At 44.0% G+C, this 15,813-nt stretch carries 15 protein-coding genes; 10 read left to right on the top strand and 5 right to left on the bottom strand.

The genetic code is table 11. The features are described from left to right. The first annotated feature begins 5 nt into the window (after positions 1-5). Positions 6-2,159 (top strand): 3-hydroxyacyl-CoA dehydrogenase NAD-binding domain-containing protein, encoded by a 2,154-nt coding sequence (locus ACYVE4_RS06880; RefSeq protein WP_460996242.1) that lies wholly within the window; start codon positions 6-8, stop codon positions 2,157-2,159. A 29-nt stretch (positions 2,160-2,188) separates the two neighbouring features. Here the strand turns inward: ACYVE4_RS06880 and ACYVE4_RS06875 are convergent, their stop codons facing one another. Then, a complete protein-coding gene (locus ACYVE4_RS06875) occupies positions 2,189-3,226 on the bottom strand; it encodes an AraC family transcriptional regulator (protein WP_460996241.1) in 1,038 nt (345 codons plus the stop codon). 120 nt (positions 3,227-3,346) lie between these two features. On the opposite strand from ACYVE4_RS06875, the gene ACYVE4_RS06870 reads away from it, so the two are divergent. Further along, entirely contained in the window at positions 3,347-3,835 is a 489-nt protein-coding gene (locus ACYVE4_RS06870) for a nuclear transport factor 2 family protein (protein ID WP_460996240.1), read from the top strand. A 53-nt stretch (positions 3,836-3,888) separates the two neighbouring features. On the opposite strand, the gene ACYVE4_RS06865 is transcribed toward ACYVE4_RS06870, so the two are convergent. The 4 genes from ACYVE4_RS06865 to ACYVE4_RS06850 are packed head-to-tail and all read right to left on the bottom strand — an operon-like array spanning position 3,889 to position 6,901. Next, entirely contained in the window at positions 3,889-4,800 is a 912-nt protein-coding gene (locus ACYVE4_RS06865) for a hypothetical protein (RefSeq protein WP_460996239.1), read from the bottom strand. A 47-nt stretch (positions 4,801-4,847) separates the two neighbouring features. Further along, on the bottom strand, positions 4,848-5,423 hold the full coding sequence (locus tag ACYVE4_RS06860) for a ribonuclease HII (protein ID WP_460996238.1): 576 nt from the start codon (positions 5,421-5,423) through the stop codon (positions 4,848-4,850). Between the two features lie 54 nt (positions 5,424-5,477). After that, a complete protein-coding gene (locus tag ACYVE4_RS06855) occupies positions 5,478-6,524 on the bottom strand; it encodes an adenylate/guanylate cyclase domain-containing protein (RefSeq protein WP_460996237.1) in 1,047 nt (348 codons plus the stop codon). After that, complete coding sequence (locus ACYVE4_RS06850) at positions 6,521-6,901, bottom strand: response regulator (protein WP_460996791.1); 381 nt, start codon at positions 6,899-6,901, stop codon at positions 6,521-6,523. The genes ACYVE4_RS06855 and ACYVE4_RS06850 overlap by 4 nt, the downstream gene beginning before the upstream one ends. Positions 6,902-8,007: 1,106 nt before the next feature. Here ACYVE4_RS06850 and ACYVE4_RS06845 point away from each other — a divergent pair. The 8 genes from ACYVE4_RS06845 to obgE all read left to right on the top strand — a co-directional run bounded on the left by ACYVE4_RS06845 (position 8,008) and on the right by obgE (position 15,765). After that, positions 8,008-8,844 carry a MotA/TolQ/ExbB proton channel family protein gene (locus ACYVE4_RS06845; RefSeq protein WP_460996236.1) on the top strand — a complete coding sequence of 279 codons (837 nt, stop codon included), beginning with the start codon at positions 8,008-8,010 and terminating at the stop codon, positions 8,842-8,844. Between the two features lie 73 nt (positions 8,845-8,917). Next, positions 8,918-9,544, top strand: a complete 627-nt coding sequence (locus tag ACYVE4_RS06840; RefSeq protein ID WP_460996235.1) for an ExbD/TolR family protein — start codon at positions 8,918-8,920, stop codon at positions 9,542-9,544. 56 nt (positions 9,545-9,600) lie between these two features. Beyond that, positions 9,601-10,137 carry an ExbD/TolR family protein gene (locus ACYVE4_RS06835; protein WP_460996234.1) on the top strand — a complete coding sequence of 179 codons (537 nt, stop codon included), beginning with the start codon at positions 9,601-9,603 and terminating at the stop codon, positions 10,135-10,137. Positions 10,138-10,141: 4 nt separating this feature from the next. After that, positions 10,142-10,966, top strand: a complete 825-nt coding sequence (locus ACYVE4_RS06830) for an energy transducer TonB (RefSeq protein ID WP_460996233.1) — start codon at positions 10,142-10,144, stop codon at positions 10,964-10,966. 223 nt (positions 10,967-11,189) lie between these two features. Continuing rightward, entirely contained in the window at positions 11,190-12,119 is a 930-nt protein-coding gene (locus tag ACYVE4_RS06825) for a PstS family phosphate ABC transporter substrate-binding protein (RefSeq protein WP_460996232.1), read from the top strand. A gap of 88 nt (positions 12,120-12,207) precedes the next feature. Further along, positions 12,208-13,977, top strand: a complete 1,770-nt coding sequence (locus ACYVE4_RS06820) for a tetratricopeptide repeat protein (RefSeq protein WP_460996231.1) — start codon at positions 12,208-12,210, stop codon at positions 13,975-13,977. 190 nt (positions 13,978-14,167) lie between these two features. Next, positions 14,168-14,749, top strand: coding sequence for an adenylate kinase (locus ACYVE4_RS06815; RefSeq protein WP_460996230.1), 582 nt, complete (start codon positions 14,168-14,170; stop codon positions 14,747-14,749). A gap of 8 nt (positions 14,750-14,757) precedes the next feature. After that, positions 14,758-15,765 (top strand): GTPase ObgE, encoded by a 1,008-nt coding sequence (gene obgE / locus ACYVE4_RS06810; RefSeq protein WP_460996229.1) that lies wholly within the window; start codon positions 14,758-14,760, stop codon positions 15,763-15,765. The last annotated feature ends 48 nt before the right edge of the window (positions 15,766-15,813 follow it).

The following is a 15,813-nucleotide window of genomic DNA, read 5'->3' as shown; positions in this document are numbered from 1 at the left end:
GACCAATGATTAATTATACCATTGACCAAAATGTAGCCATCATCGCCTGGGAGATGACTTCGGCCCCGATGAACGTACTCAATGACGAGTCAATTCCCGCTTTCGAAGCTGCCCTGCAACGAGCCTATACCGATGAATCTGTTCGCGGCATTATCATTACTTCCAATAAGCCCGAATTTGTAGCTGGAGCTGATCTCAAAATGATTCTGCGGAATAACGATAAGCCTCCTGCTGAAATGCTCAAAGTGTCGTCGGAACTAAATCGCGTATTCCGTACGATGGAAACATCAGGTAAACCGGTAGTAGCAGCCATTAATGGTACGGCACTAGGGGGCGGTTACGAAATTTGCCTGGCTTGCCATCATCGCATTGCTTCGGCTAATCCTAAAACGCTAATCGGCTTAGTCGAAGTAACCATTGGCTTATTACCCGGCGCGGGTGGTACGCAACGACTTCCTCGGATGATTGGAATGCAAGCGGCTTTGCCTTTAATTCTGGAAGGGAAAAAAGTAGGCGTTCAGGAAGCGAAAAATCTGGGGATGATCGATGAGATCGCCGATAGCCCTGCCGATATGATGGCTAAAGCGCATGCCTGGATTTCTGCGAACCCTAAACCGATTAAACCGTGGGATGAAGTAGATCGAAAAACGGGCAAAATCGTTGGGAAAGACAACGTCAAAGTACCAGGTGGTAATGTGCAGAGCGTAGTTGGCGCACAGACGTTTAGTGCTGGAACCGCTATGCTGATGGACAAAACCAAAGGCAATTACCCCGCTCCGCTCGAAATTATGGCCTGCGTCTACGAAGGATTGCAAGTTAACATTGATCGGGCGTTAGTGATCGAAGCCCGACACTTCGTTAAAGTTGCGACGTCGAAAGTGGCTAAGAATTTAATCCAGACGATGTTTCTGGGAATGAACGAAGCCAATAAAGGAGCTAGTCGACCAAAGGATATTCCAAAAACAGACGTAAAAAAGCTGGGTATTCTGGGTGCCGGTATGATGGGCGCAGGCATCGCCTATGCATCAGTGATGGTGGGCATCGAGGTTATTCTTAAGGATGTATCGGTTGAAGCGGCCGAAAAAGGAAAGGATTATTCCAGAAATCTCCTCCAAAAAGGCATTGAACGTGGTAAAGTCGACCCGAAAAACGTTGATACCCTTCTTAACCTAATAAAACCAACGGCTAGCGCGCAGGATTTACAGGACTGCGATCTCATTATTGAAGCTGTTTTTGAAAATCGTGAACTCAAAGCAAAAGTCACGCAGGAAGCCGAGCCACTGCTAATCCAAAACGGCGTTTTTGCGTCGAATACCTCTACCCTACCCATTAGCAGTTTAGCTCAGGCATCAGCCAAACCCGAAAATTTCATTGGCATACATTTCTTCTCGCCTGTTGATAAGATGATGCTGGTCGAGATTATTATGGGTAGCCAAACGTCCGATTACGCGCTAGCCGTAGCGATGGATTATACCCGTAAGATTCGTAAAACACCTATTGTCGTTAATGATTCTCGCGGATTTTATACGTCGCGTTGTTTCGGCACCTATACATCTGAGGGAATGGAACTGCTTAAAAATGGCGTTAATCCAATTCTGATCGAAAATGGCGGTAAAGATGCCGGTATGCCAGTTGGTCCGCTGGCGGTAACCGATGAAGTATCCCTGGAATTGGTTTACAAAATTTCGGCTCAGGGTATTAAAGATGGGGCTTTGCCCGAAAATGATACCAGCTATCAGGTTGCCAAACAATTTGTTGACCTTGGTCGGATGGGCAAAAAAGCGAAAGCTGGTTTTTACGACTATGCCGACGACCGGAGTAAAACACTTTGGCCGGGTTTACAAGAATTATATCCCCAGGCTGCACAACAACCGACACTTGATGAAGTGAAGACGCGATTGCTTTATCGCCAGGCTTTGGAAGCCGTCCGATGTTTTGAAGAGGGCGTTCTCCGAACCAAATTAGATGCTGATCTTGGCTCGATTCTGGGTTGGGGATTTCCAGCGTACACCGGCGGTGCTCTCTCTTTTGTTGATTTTGTTGATATCGAAACCTTTGTCCAAACCTGTGATCGACTAGCTAATCAATACGGGGAACGTTTTCGCCCAACGGAACGCTTACGAGAACGGGTGGCACAACCGAGTGCTACTAACGCATAGAATCTACGAAATCGCCTAATCCACGTGGATTAGGCGATTTCGCTATACGGAGTATATTGCCCTTTCTGATAACTAACGGGCGTAGTGCCCGTCCATCTTCGGAAGGCGCGGTGAAACGCACTTAATTCATTGTAGCCCAGAATGTAAGATACTTCTTTGACTGGATACTGCCCCGATGTTAAGTAATGAAGCGCCAGCGATTTTCGAATCGAATCAACTAATTGTTGGTAAGAAACGCCTTCCTGTTGCAGTTTCCGTTGTAGACTTCGGCTACTGATATTTAGATTGGCAGCCATCGCATCCAGGGTCGGAATACCCAAATATGAATTGGCTAATAAATAAGTACTAATTCGTTCAGATAAACCCTGCCCCTGTCGAAAAGCATCATTCATGGCGCTTACCTTCCGTAAAAATACGCCCTGTAATTCATAGTCAGCCGTTAAAATTGGCTCATTCCAATAGCGTCGATCAAACGCTAGAAAGTACTCACTTGCTTCATTATCGATTGATTGGCATCGGAAAACGCGTTGGTATTCAACTCTATTTTCTTCCGGGAAGGGAAGTTTTACAGCTATTGGGCTGATCTTTTCAAGTACTAATCCATCCACTTCATGGAGTGTGAAGGCCATAAAAAAATCCATCATCTGCCGCATGAGCTCAGGGGCTTCTTGCAGGCTACTTGTATCGGGTATGAAACGGATTGAAAACGTCTGATCCGAATGGCTAATTTCCATTTCCAGCATATCCGTAATTAGATGTCCGAACCCAACAGCCTGCGTCAGAGCCTCCCCAATCGTCTGACTGTGTCGAATCAATTGCCCAACTACTCCCAGTGCAGTCAATTGCAGCGATTCTCCGAAATGCAATCCGAATAACTTATCTCCACTTAATGCGGTTGCATTCAGCCATACGTCATTGACTTGTTTTGCGGTTAATGGCTCATTTTCTTCCTTCTTTAACGCACCCAACTCAATTCCCGAACGCAGGCAAAGCTGCTCCAACGATATATTTTTTTGGACGGCGTAAGCGAGCAAATTGAGCACTAACTGTTTCTGGTAGTCTTGCATAAAGTAAAGGTATGCAAATAGTCCGTCGTGATTTTGGGATGGCGTAAAATGGTAATTGGTTGGCGGTTGAAGGTAAAACTCTCCCGGTAGGAGCCCGGTAATTTTGTCAAAAAAAACGCCATGAAAACAATCCTAATCGCGCTCATGCTCAATCTGAGCCAACCAGCAACTCAAAAACTAATAACGGATAAACACCCAAATTCAAATACCATGGAAACACAATCAATGCAGGTCGTCAACGAGTTTTTAACGGCTGTTCAACAAGGTAACCAAGCCAAACTAGCGTCACTGATTCACCCTACTATTCAATGGAGTCAGCCGGGAAACAACCGATTTTCAGGTATAAAAAAATCAAGTACTGAAGTTTTTCAAATGGTGGGTGGTATGTTTCAAGTTTCAGAGAATAGCCTGGCATTGACCGACATTAAAGTGCTGACCGCCAATGGCAATAGCGTAGCCTGTCTGGTTCACTGGAAAGCTGTTCAACCTAACGGAGGAATTTTGGACGTAGATAACATCGATGTATATACCGTCGAAAACGGCAAAATCGTACAGGCAAAAGTGTACTCAGCCAATGTAGAGCAGGAAGATAATTTCTGGCTTAAGTAAATAGATTCCTTAACAGTCGAGCTACAGTTTTATGCTGTAGCTCGACTTTACTATTATTGGTAAATGAACTCCACTACGTTACTACCCGACGTTCGGGAAATTGGAAATCCATCCGAACGGTATTCATACTGATAATCAACTATATTAATCACTTTACCCGTATAATCGCGGGTTGTTTCTTTCACAACATTGTTGGTTGAAAGAAAGCCTTCGTCGCCTATCGTATAAAATGGATTAGGCTTTTCATCATAATCATATTCGATTGTCTGATTTAGCTTCTCATCCGTCCGATTTCGTTTCTTTAAAATTCGCACATTTCCTTTTACATCCCGTATAGCACTGGTATATCCCATAAGTACATAGGTATTATAGAAATCCTTTGTGGCAGGAGCTAACCAAATCAGACGTCCGGCCTGGTCAAATCGTAGATCCTGAATATGGCCGCCATTATTATTACGATCTTCATAATAGCCACTTACGCGACCAACTTCATTACTTATGAATGTATGCGTCCGATCATAAGCAGCCACTATAGGTGGTTCGTTACTGCTGTAAAAATCAATTTTACGCAGATTACTGTCTGTATACTGGTATACTCTTCTCGAACAGACAACATCTGATTTTACAAATCGCGAGACTATTTCTGTTAGGCGTCCCTGTGTATCATATCGATACTCATTCAATGGACTTCCATTCTGTTTCGTCTGGGCAAGGCGTGGTCCTTTGGGTGGATTTGTTAAGGATAACGGGAATTGCCGCTCTACGGAGCTATCGTCAAATTTCGGGCTATCTACTTTCAGCGAATCATCAAATCGTTTGCTGGCAAGAGCTATCCGATCATTTTCAATCGCTTCTGGTGAAGGAGTCAGCAAAACAGTAGACTCTTCTCGTTGGCAGGAGAAGGCAATTAGGCCTATAACTATAAGGTAAAAGGTATATCGCATGGTATGGTCAGTGGTTTTCATATACTGATCCATAAACATACAAATTAGTTGTATTGCCGCATGCGAATCTAGATCAGCCGAAAACTCATCCGATGGTATTTTGTAGGGCCAAACTGCCGGATTGCTTCCCGGTGAATAGGGGTTGGATAACCTACATTCTGCGCCCAACCGTAAGCCGGAAATTCGCACCCAAGCTGTTCCATTAAATCGTCCCGATAGGTTTTGGCCAGTACAGATGCGGCTGCAATCGATAGAAATTTCGTATCACCTTTTACAATGCACGTGTGCGGAATCATCGGATAGGGCGTGAATCGATTTCCATCAACCAATAAATGTTCCGGCTTAATTGTCAGAACATCAACCGACCGATGCATGGCCAGAAAACTCGCTTTGAGAATATTGATCCGATCAATGTCTGCTGGCGATACTTCAGCAATAGCCCATGCCAGCGCATCACGTTTTATATCAATACGCAAGGCTTCGCGTTGGGAGCGGGTTAATTGCTTGGAGTCATTTAGAATGGAATGTGTATAGTGTTTAGGCAAAACAACCGCAGCAGCTACGACCGGTCCAGCCAGACACCCTCTTCCGACTTCGTCCAGACCCGCTTCAACGACATCGACATTATAACAGGAACGTAACAAACGACACAGGAAAAATATATAGATCTTTACTAAGCACAATAAACCAATAATAGACTATCTGATTACATTATATATAGTTATTGGCACTGCTTTATTTTTCAAGTTTACTTCGCCAATTCGTTCACAGGTAAATGATTCGCCAATTTCCTGGTGAGCGGTTTCCGTAATCACAATTTGACCGGGTTGAGCAACTGATTGTAGTCGTTGGGCGGTATTAACAGCATCGCCGATTACGGTATAGTCCAGTCTTCTGAGAGTTGTTGACCCAATATTACCTGACACCATTTCACCGCTGTTAATACCAATCGACACTTGTGGGTGATAGGCCAGATTACCGTGAAGATTTTCTTCTAGTTTAGCGATTTGCGTCCGGACAGCTAATGCGGCTTCAATAGCTCGGTCGAGATGGTATTCCCCCCGGAATACAGCCATCACGGCATCACCCATAAACTTATCGACCAATCCCTGCTGAGCGATAATCTCTTTAACCATCACATCAAAATACCGATTAACCAATCGCACGACGGTATCGGGTGATTCGCGTTCGGAAATGGCCGTGAATCCGCAGATATCGATAAATAAAACAGAAGCAACAACGGTTTCGCTAGCCGCCAGAGACGTCTCAAATTCGGGGCGGTTCATGAATGTCAGCACCGATTCATCCACGTACATCCGCAAAATATTATTTTCTTTAATAGCTTGCAGCGTCTCCCGAATCTGGATTACATAACTCATTGTTTTCTGCATTGTCAACTCCAGATCTTCGAAGTTGACAGGCTTTGTTACAAAGTCAAATGCCCCCCGATTCATCGCCGTACGAATATTGTCCATATCCCCATAGGCCGACACAATGACGGCTTTTAGCATCGGGTTGGTTTCATGGAGCTTGACCAATAGTGTCAGGCCATCCATACCGGGCATGTTGATATCGGTCAGAACCATGTCCGTATCAGGCTGCTGCGATAAGGTTTCAAGGGCCTCTACTCCATCATGAGCAAACAAGAATTCGTATTGCTTCTCCCGAATCTGCCGCCTGAATTTCTGTTTTATGAGGAGTTCTAAATCGGTTTCGTCGTCAACTACCAGTATTTTAGCCGTCATGCTAAATCACGAAGTTTTTGTTTCAACACCGCAAAATCGAGCGGCTTTGTCAGAAAATCATTAGCTCCCAGCTTAACAGCCTGTTGATGCGAATCCGAATCGCCATAGGCTGTAATCATCATTACAACGGGAGGAGGAGGAGTCTTGAAATCTTCCCGTATGTGACGCAACAGTTCGAAGCCACTCATACCGGGCATGTTGATATCGGAGAGAATCAGAATAACTTCTGACGAGCGTCCATTCAGATAAGTCAGTGCTTCTTCTCCAGAATTAGCGAAATCCAGTTGGAACTCGCCACTACGAATCTCACGTCGAAATCGCTGTTCAAAAAGGTCTTTTACATCGACCTCATCATCAACGACTAAAATTTTCATCATCATTTGGAATAGGATTACCCAAAGATAAGGAATTTACGGCACTACGAATGCCTTCGACGCTCGATACGCCTAACATAATGGCAACTTAAAAAGACAAATGATTTTAAAATAAGAAGTTTACCGGCCAAAGCGAATAAAGCGATGACTACAGTTCGTACAGAAATACATTCTAACAAAGGGTAACTTCTTTAAAATGCCTGTACGATCAGTGCGCCGAACATCTACTTCTCGGCAAAGAGGACATTTTCTGACGATAGCTATATTCCGATATAGGAAGATAAGTAGGATACCTAGGATTACTACAGTTGCAAATACAGCCGGCAGGTGGTCTTGTAAACGATCAATCATGGTATGTTAAATAAACTATATCGGCAACTAACAGACGTTTAAAGAAAAGGTTTTGCGTATACAAAGCCTGTACATTGAGATCGCTTAAAATCCGGCAAATGTCAACTCTTTAATTAGGTAAGGATCCTAAACACGTGTACAAAGTGGCCTTGGTAGGGATATACGAGAAGTTGGGCAATTCAGTTGCGAGACGAACTAAAAAAGGTGAGTATTTACATACTATATAGGACTCGTGCAGGAAAATATTCTCGATGAGAATTAGGCAAGTTTCCAACAGGAGCCCGAAAGGTGATGCAAAATTTTAAAAGTGCTGAATTATTTTTTCATGCCTTTGTGGAATCGCGCTCTAGTCTGCATCTAATCTAAAAAGAGGCCTCAGAAGGGCTTACTGAACTACTCCTTCACAACTTAACAATTATTTTATGAGCAACGCACCGCCTTAGTAAACTTCCAGTATCCTTAACGCCAGAAGCGGTTTTTTGGAGGATAGTCACTAGTCAAGATTAAAAGCTGTTGCCTATTTAGTGAAAATAAAGTCAGTGCAATAAAATATATCCAAGTATTTATTGCTGAATTACAATAAACTAAAACATTTGACAGATGCAATTGTGTGGTTTTTGTCGGAAAACACATATTTTTGTGGAGGTTCGACGGTATTTCTGTTAAATTTTTAGCTGACCGAACCGAAAGAGTCTAAATTTTTCACTTTTTTTACCGGGTAAACCAACTTTTAATTTTAACCCTACAGTCCAGTTCCAATGAAAACACAAACTCCCTCTCCAGCACCCGCTAAAGCACCAGCACCAAAAAAGAAGTCGTCTGGCGGTCTAAACCCTGCGTTAGTAATTCCAATTCTGCTGATCATTGGTATTCTAACGTATATGTTCGTCTTCGGTGACGGCAGCCACTTTCAGGAAGGTGATAACACAAAAGAACCACTACCTGGCGACTACTTCGGTACCGTCTACAAGGGAGGATTTATCGTACCGATTCTGTTCACCTGTTTTCTAACGGTACTGGTATTCTCTATCGAACGCTTTATCACAATTGGCCGTGCTAATGGCTCAGGCTCAATTGACGATTTCGTTCGGAAAATCAAAAGCCAGCTCGACAAAAACGAAGTGGCTGCTGCTATTCAGGAGTGCGACCGTCAGAAAGGTTCGATTGGTAATGTTGTAAAAACTGCTCTTGTGAAGTATCAGCAGTTGGCAACCGACACAGAGCTGAACAAAGAACAAAAATTAGTAGCTCTGCAAAAAGAAGTAGAAGAAGCAACGACGCTGGAGCTGCCAATGCTGGAAAAGAACCTGACGATTATTGCTACCCTGGCTTCGGTTTCTACGCTGATCGCTCTGCTTGGAACGGTACTTGGGATGATCCGGGCCTTCGCGGCTATGGGTGCTACCGGTCAGCCTGACACAGGTGCTCTTTCGACTGGTATTTCTGAGGCCCTTGTAAACACGGCTCTTGGTATCGGTACAGCGGCTATCGCAACGATCATGTACAGCTACTTTACCAGCCGTATCGACGTGTTGACCTACAACATTGATGAAATCGGTCTGAGCATTCAACAAAACTTTGCGGCTCACTATTAAGTCGCAAAAGTATAGTCAAAGTAATTTAACCCACCTGCCCATCTATAGTGGGCAGGAAGAAACAAAATAACTCATGCCAGCAGTTAAAATAAAACGCGCTAGTTCCACAGTGGACATGACGGCTATGTGTGATGTAGCGTTTCTGTTGCTGACGTTCTTTATTCTGACGGCTCAGTTTAGGTCTCAGGATGCTGCCGCTATCGAAACGCCTTCATCCATCTCCGGGATTAAAGTTCCTGATAATGATATCATGACAATTGGTCTTGGACGCGATGGTAAGGTTTATTTCGGTACAGATAACCAGCAAACACGTATTGCTACGCTGGATAACATAGCAGCCGCCAAAGGCATAACCTTCTCAGACAGAGAGAAGAAAGAGTTCGCCCTGATGTCGAACTTTGGAATACCCATTGCCCAGTTAAAAGCGTATTTGAACATGCCTAAAGAGCAACAGGCAAAAGTAAAACAGCCTGGTATTCCAACTGACTCAACAGGTGCTGCAGCCACGAACGAACTGAAAGATTGGGTATTCAACTCCCGGAAGGCTAATAACAATCTGCGAATTGCGTTGAAAGGCGATAACCTCGCTAAATTCCCCGAATTCAAGAACGTATTAGCTACGCTACAAGCACAGAACATCAACAAATTCAACCTGATTACAGGAACCGAGGCTCCTCCAGCTGGTTGGAAAGCTGATTAATCTCGTAGCGATTGCAGTTAAATTTGATTTTCACCACGCGAATCTGTTAAGAAAACATGGCAGAAATTAATACTGGCGGTGGTGGTGGTAAGCATGATGGTGGTAAGGTAAGATCCAAAAAAGCGTCAACCCGTGTCGATATGACTCCGATGGTTGACCTGGGATTTCTTCTGATTACTTTCTTCATTCTGGCTACCACCCTGAGCAAACCATCTTCGATGACGCTCAACGTGCCGGACAAAACAAAACAGGAAGAAACGGAGCCCATTAAGGCCTCCAACGTTATGACTGTCTTTCTGGGGAAAGACAATAAGGCGCACTACATTTTTGGTAAAGCTGCGAATGAAGACCCCGAAGTGAAGACGGTTGGCTATGGCTACGAATTTCGTCAGGCATTGACGGAAAACGTCAAGAAAGTCGGTGGCGAAAAGTTTGTGGTAGTAATTAAGCCAACTAAGCAATCAACCTATAAAAACATGGTTGATGTATTGGACGAAATGGCTATTACGAAGCTGAAGCGCTACGCATTGGTGGACCAGCTAACGCCGGATGAGAAAAAGCTTCTCAAGGACAAAGTAAAATTAGATACCTAACGCCATGGCAGAAATCGATTCAAAGGCAACACTTGATGATATAGTGTTTGCCCACCGGCACAAAGCGTATGGTGCGTACGACCTACGGAAATCGTACCCTAAGGCTGTAACTCGTGCCCTAATCATCGGCGGTGTATTGTTCACATTAGGCGTTCTTTCTCCTACAATTATTAGTGCATTAACGCCGGAGAAACAAGAACAAGCAATGGTAGAGGTGGATCTGATGAAGCTTCCGCCACCACCAATTGACCCGAACGAACCGCCACCACCGCCACCACCACCGGTTGAACTACCGAAGGTGAACACGGTGAAATTCCTTCCACCCGAAGTAAAACCGGATGAGGAAGTCCCCGAAGAAACACCTCCACCAGCCGTTGAAGAGCTGAAAGAAGCCGTTGCTGCTGAAAAGACGCAGGAAGGCGACCCTAATGCTGAAGAGGTAATTGCTGCTCCTGAAGCTACAGCTGCTCCAACCAAAGTCGAGGTTGCTGTAGAAGCCGCTCCGAAAGAAGAAGAAATCTTTACGGTGGTAGAACAACAGCCTGAATTCCCAGGTGGTATGGCCGCTCTTGGTCAATACCTTGGTAAAAACCTGCGTTACCCAGCAGCAGCTCAGCGTGCCAATATTTCAGGCCGTGTATTCGTGAGCTTCGTTGTCAATACGGATGGTAGTATTCAGGACGTACAAGTTCTGAAAGGACTTGGCTTCGGTACGGATGAAGAAGCACAGCGCGTAGTAAAAAGCATGCCGAAATGGCGTCCTGGTAAGCAGTCTGGTCGCCCGGTTCGGGTGAAATACAACTTGCCGATCAACTTTACGCTGGAATAATTCGTCTCTATGCGCAGACAAAATCGAGGTGCAGCTCAAGTTACGCTGTACGTTGCAGCGCTAGCTTCGCTGGCATATTTGGGAGGAGGCATCGCACTGATTGCCTCCTCTCAGTCTTTTGGAATGTTACCTGAGCCAGGCATACTTCGGTATGGGATGGGAATACTCTTGATTATTTATGGAGCTTTTCGTGCCTATCGTGCCTATCAACGTTTTCAAGAAAATGAGTAACAGACTTTGGGTCATTATTGGGTGTGTAGCTGGATTAATGGGTTGTAGCAACAATAAGCAACTCGACAATCCTTCGCGGGGAGAGATTGTGATTGCGGCTGATGAATCTTTCCAGCCATTAGTCAATCAATTGACATCCGCTTATTCCGGGATTTATCCAGACGCTCATTTCAAGGTTGTTTTTAAGCCTGAGCAGGAAGCAATTAATATGATGCTTCAGGATAGCGCACGTATGGTATTCACCACACGTATACTGAAACCTTCAGAAAAAGCCGTATTAGATCAACGGAAAATTAAAGGGGCAGCCGAAAAAATTGCAACAGACGGTGTAGCCCTGATCATCAACAAGGAAAATACCGATAGCCTCATTACGATGAATGAGCTTCAGGGTATTTTTAACGGGCAGATTAAGCAGTGGAGTCAACTTAAAGGCGGCAATCAAAGCAGTCCCATAACCTTAGTATTCGATAACAATAATTCAAGTAATTTAGAGTTTGTTTTAAACACATTTAAGGTTAAGGAAGTTAAGAACCTAAGAATTTTCACTACACATTCAAACCGGGAGGTGATCGATTTTGTCCGCAAAAATCCGTCAGCGCTGGGCTTTATAGGAGTAAACTGGATTAGTGATAGCGATGAGCCTCTTTCAGTTGAGTTAGCTCGGGACCTTCGAGTTATGGGCGTATCAGCAAAACAAAATCCAGTACAACGAGATGATTACTTTCAACCTTTTCAGGAAGACCTGGGTATGATGCGATATCCCTTACGTCGACCTGTTTATATTTTAAGTCGGGAAACACACCCTGGATTAGGGGGCGGATTAATAAATTATATAGCGCGGGACGCGGGATCGTTAATCATTCGTAAATTGGGACTTTGGCCCAGAATGCCATACGATCGGGTAATCAATTTAACAAAATGACTAAGTTTTTTTGGTTTAACCGTAATTTTTTAGTTTTGTCAATTGTTTAATTAGCACTAACCTTTTTTTCATTACCAACTTGAAGTCCATGATGAAGAACCAAAAGCAGTCGCTATTGACTATCCTGTTCGCTGGAGTAACTATGACGACTCCTTTAGTGGCACAGGATCTCCAAACAGCGTTGAAAGATATAGAGGCTGAGCGATATCCAAAAGCAGAGCAAGCGCTCACGCAGCTGTCTACTAGTTCGCCCAACGCCGAAAACCAATTTTATTTAGGCTATTACTATCTGAGAAGCGGCCAGTTTGACAAGGCTAAAGCTACATTTGATAAGCTGGCTGCGTCCGATCCAAAAGGTCAGTTAGCTAATATTGGTAATGCAGGCGTTGCACTCTCCAAGGGAGATGGACCAACTGCTAAAACCTTAATCGATAATGCGGTTGCTCAGACGAAAAGCAAAGATCAGACGGTATTGATTCGGGGTGGCGAAATGTACACGCTTTTCGAAGATCCGAAGAAAAACAATCCAGCAGAAGCGATCCGTTTGCTAACGATCGCAGATGAAAAGGATAAGAAAAACGAAAGCGCTGAGATCGAAATGTTACTTGGTGACGCATACTTCCTGAAAAATGACGGAGGTAATGCTATTACCAAATATGAAAATGCTTTAACCATTGATGGAAAACTGGCTGAAGCTGATTATAAAATCGGTCGATTATACCTGCGTGGTAAAAACTATAAAGAGGCTCAAAGCTATTTTAATAAAGCCATCCAGATCGATCCGGAGTTTTCACCAACCTATCGCGCGCTTGCGGATGCTTTAGCGAATTCACGGGCTTATAAAACGGCTGCTACAAACTATGAACAGTACATTCAGAAAAGCGGCACCAAAGACCCAGAACTGCTATTGGACGTAGCCCGTTATAAATTTCTGGCTCAGGATTATCAGGGAGCAATTACCTATCTGGATCAGTTGAAAGGGAAAATCAACAACCCAATTATTGACCGGATGTATGGTTGGGCCTATTCGGCCTTGAATAAAAACCAGGAGTCAGTTGAAGCTTTGAATCGATTTATCACTTCAGCTCCTCAAAAGGTGATTTATGACGACTATAAATATTTAGGTCGGGCCTATGGCCAACTGGGAACTCCCGAAGGTGATTCGCTGGGCGTTATCAATTTGGAAAAGGCTGCTCCGCTTGATACTACTGAGAACTTGTATCGTGAAATAGGTGAGAAATACTACAAGACGAAGAAGTTCGATAAAGCTGTTAATTACTACGCTAAAACGATTGCAAATGATAAGAAACCACAAAACAATGATTATCTATGGTTAGGTCTTGCTAGCTATCAATATGCTCCACGAATTGGCCGTGATAGTACAGCAGCACCGATGGATACAGCGCAGATTCGACAGGCTAAACAAATGTATTATTTGAAAGCTGACTCGGCCTTCAACATGATGGCCCAGAAAATCGAAGCAGATGGCAAAAAGTATCCTTTAGCTTATTACTACCGGGCAGGCTCTAACTACTATGCTTACCAGAATGATAAACTGAAGGGCGCAGAATTAGCAACACCGCTTTATGAGAAGTTCATCGAGCAGGCTACAAATCCTGATTCAACTGATAAAACAGATTATAAGCGTTATCTTATCACGTCTTATAAATCCCTGGCCGGGTTTGCCATCTTGAGAAAAGATGATGCTAAAGCAAAAGAGTACTTTAACAAAGTACTTGAGTTAGACCCTAATGATGCTGATGTGAAGAAAGCCCTGGAGGAGCCTAAAGCAGCTCCAACTCCAGCGAAACCCGCTCCTAAAGCAGCACCAGCGAAAAAGAAAGTGGCCGATAAATAATAGAATTTCAGCGATACAACAGAAAAGCGTAAGTTTGACACTTGCGCTTTTCTGTTTTTATTTACCAACGGAATCGCTCATCCCATAAAACATATGGGCCTCAAGGAATATCGCTATTATTTTTGCGGGTGTATTGTAACTTTGCGGGCGCAATTTTTTTGTCATAAACGACACTCCCATACAAAGCCGTATGCTTAATCTTGTACTGTTTGGCCCGCCGGGTGCCGGGAAAGGAACCCAAAGCGAGAAATTAATCCAGAAATACAACCTTGTTCATTTATCGACAGGCGATTTGTTACGATCACAAATAGCGGCCGGTACTGAGCTGGGTCTACGAGCCAAACAACTAATGGATCACGGCTTATTAGTACCTGATGAGGTCGTGATTGGAATGATCGAAAGTAAGCTTCGTGAAAATCAATCAGCACCAGGTTTTATTTTTGATGGTTTTCCGCGTACTGTATTACAGGCGGAGGCTCTCGATAGTTTACTAGACCAGTATCGAGCACCCATCACAAAAATGATAGCATTATCCGTAGATGATGAAGAATTGATTCGGCGTTTGCTCAAACGAGGAGAAACCTCTGGGCGTCCTGATGATAAAGATGAAACCACTGCCCGACGACGGGTAAGTGTATATAATAAAGAAACGGCACCTGTAGCCGATTACTATAGTCAACAGGGAAAATTTGCGGCTATTGATGGGATTGGCAAAATTGAAAACATTTTTGAGGCCATCTGCAAAAAAATAGAAGAGTCGGTAGTGAGGTAAGAAGATTTATGGCTTCATCAAATTTCATTGATTACGTAAAAATAAATTGTCGGTCCGGAGCGGGCGGAGCAGGTTCCGTTCATTTTCGTCGGGAAAAACATACCCCAAAAGGCGGCCCCGATGGAGGTGACGGTGGCCGTGGCGGTCATATTATTTTACGTGGTAATGCCCAGTTATGGACTCTCTTACACCTGAAATATCGCAAGCACGTTAAGGCAGGTAATGGCGTGGCTGGAGAAGGAGGCCGTCGAACAGGTGCTCAGGGTGAGGATGTAATTCTGGAGGTTCCGTTGGGTACCATAGCCCGCAACCCAGACACGGGCGAAAAATTAGCCGAAATAACCGAAGACACTCAGGAAGTTATTTTGTTTCCAGGTGGGCGGGGTGGTTTAGGCAATGACCACTTCAAATCATCTACCCAGCAAGCTCCTTATTATGCACAAACGGGAGAGGCAGGAGTAGAAGAATGGGTTATTCTTGAACTCAAACTATTAGCCGATGTAGGACTAGTTGGTTTTCCAAATGCCGGGAAATCAACCTTATTATCTGTCCTGTCAGCAGCCCGTCCTGAAATTGCCGACTACCCCTTTACAACCCTTGTCCCCAACTTAGGGGTCGTAGCTTACAGAGATTTTAAATCGTTTGTGATAGCCGATATTCCTGGTATTATCGAAGGGGCTTCACAGGGTAAAGGATTAGGATTACGATTTTTAAGGCATATTGAACGAAATTCTATCCTTCTATTTCTTATTCCCGCTACAACTGACGATATTAGGAAAGAATACAATACACTATTAAACGAATTACGAGAGTTCAATCCAGAATTAATGGATAAAACACGTCTTTTAGCAATCACTAAAATTGATTTAGTCGATGATGCCACGTTATCTCAGCTAAAAGAGTATCTACCTAAAAAAATTCCCGTAGCCTTTATTTCGTCGGTTAGTCAGCGAGGGCTCAATGAGTTAAAAGATATTATCTGGCAAAATCTTACGACAGTTGAGCCCATTACCTAGATGTTATTCATCCAGGGACAGTCATGCTGCTTGGCTAATCGTGTATTA

The sequence above is a fragment of the Spirosoma harenae genome, assembly GCF_054776975.1.
Note: the sequence above shows the minus strand (reverse complement) of the source record. Positions and strands in the feature narration are given on the sequence as shown.

What these genes read in the sequence shown, in the direction of transcription:
- ACYVE4_RS06880 (WP_460996242.1), top strand. Translation starts at nt 6, where the DNA reads ATGATTAATTATACCATTGACCAAAATGTAGCCATCATCGCCTGGGAG.
- ACYVE4_RS06875 (WP_460996241.1), bottom strand. Translation starts at nt 3,226, where the DNA reads ATGCAAGACTACCAGAAACAGTTAGTGCTCAATTTGCTCGCTTACGCC.
- ACYVE4_RS06870 (WP_460996240.1), top strand. Translation starts at nt 3,347, where the DNA reads ATGAAAACAATCCTAATCGCGCTCATGCTCAATCTGAGCCAACCAGCA.
- ACYVE4_RS06865 (WP_460996239.1), bottom strand. Translation starts at nt 4,800, where the DNA reads ATGAAAACCACTGACCATACCATGCGATATACCTTTTACCTTATAGTT.
- ACYVE4_RS06855 (WP_460996237.1), bottom strand. Translation starts at nt 6,524, where the DNA reads ATGACGGCTAAAATACTGGTAGTTGACGACGAAACCGATTTAGAACTC.
- ACYVE4_RS06850 (WP_460996791.1), bottom strand. Translation starts at nt 6,901, where the DNA reads ATGATGAAAATTTTAGTCGTTGATGATGAGGTCGATGTAAAAGACCTT.
- ACYVE4_RS06845 (WP_460996236.1), top strand. Translation starts at nt 8,008, where the DNA reads ATGAAAACACAAACTCCCTCTCCAGCACCCGCTAAAGCACCAGCACCA.
- ACYVE4_RS06840 (WP_460996235.1), top strand. Translation starts at nt 8,918, where the DNA reads ATGCCAGCAGTTAAAATAAAACGCGCTAGTTCCACAGTGGACATGACG.
- ACYVE4_RS06835 (WP_460996234.1), top strand. Translation starts at nt 9,601, where the DNA reads ATGGCAGAAATTAATACTGGCGGTGGTGGTGGTAAGCATGATGGTGGT.
- ACYVE4_RS06830 (WP_460996233.1), top strand. Translation starts at nt 10,142, where the DNA reads ATGGCAGAAATCGATTCAAAGGCAACACTTGATGATATAGTGTTTGCC.
- ACYVE4_RS06825 (WP_460996232.1), top strand. Translation starts at nt 11,190, where the DNA reads ATGAGTAACAGACTTTGGGTCATTATTGGGTGTGTAGCTGGATTAATG.
- ACYVE4_RS06820 (WP_460996231.1), top strand. Translation starts at nt 12,208, where the DNA reads ATGATGAAGAACCAAAAGCAGTCGCTATTGACTATCCTGTTCGCTGGA.
- ACYVE4_RS06815 (WP_460996230.1), top strand. Translation starts at nt 14,168, where the DNA reads ATGCTTAATCTTGTACTGTTTGGCCCGCCGGGTGCCGGGAAAGGAACC.
- obgE (WP_460996229.1), top strand. Translation starts at nt 14,758, where the DNA reads ATGGCTTCATCAAATTTCATTGATTACGTAAAAATAAATTGTCGGTCC.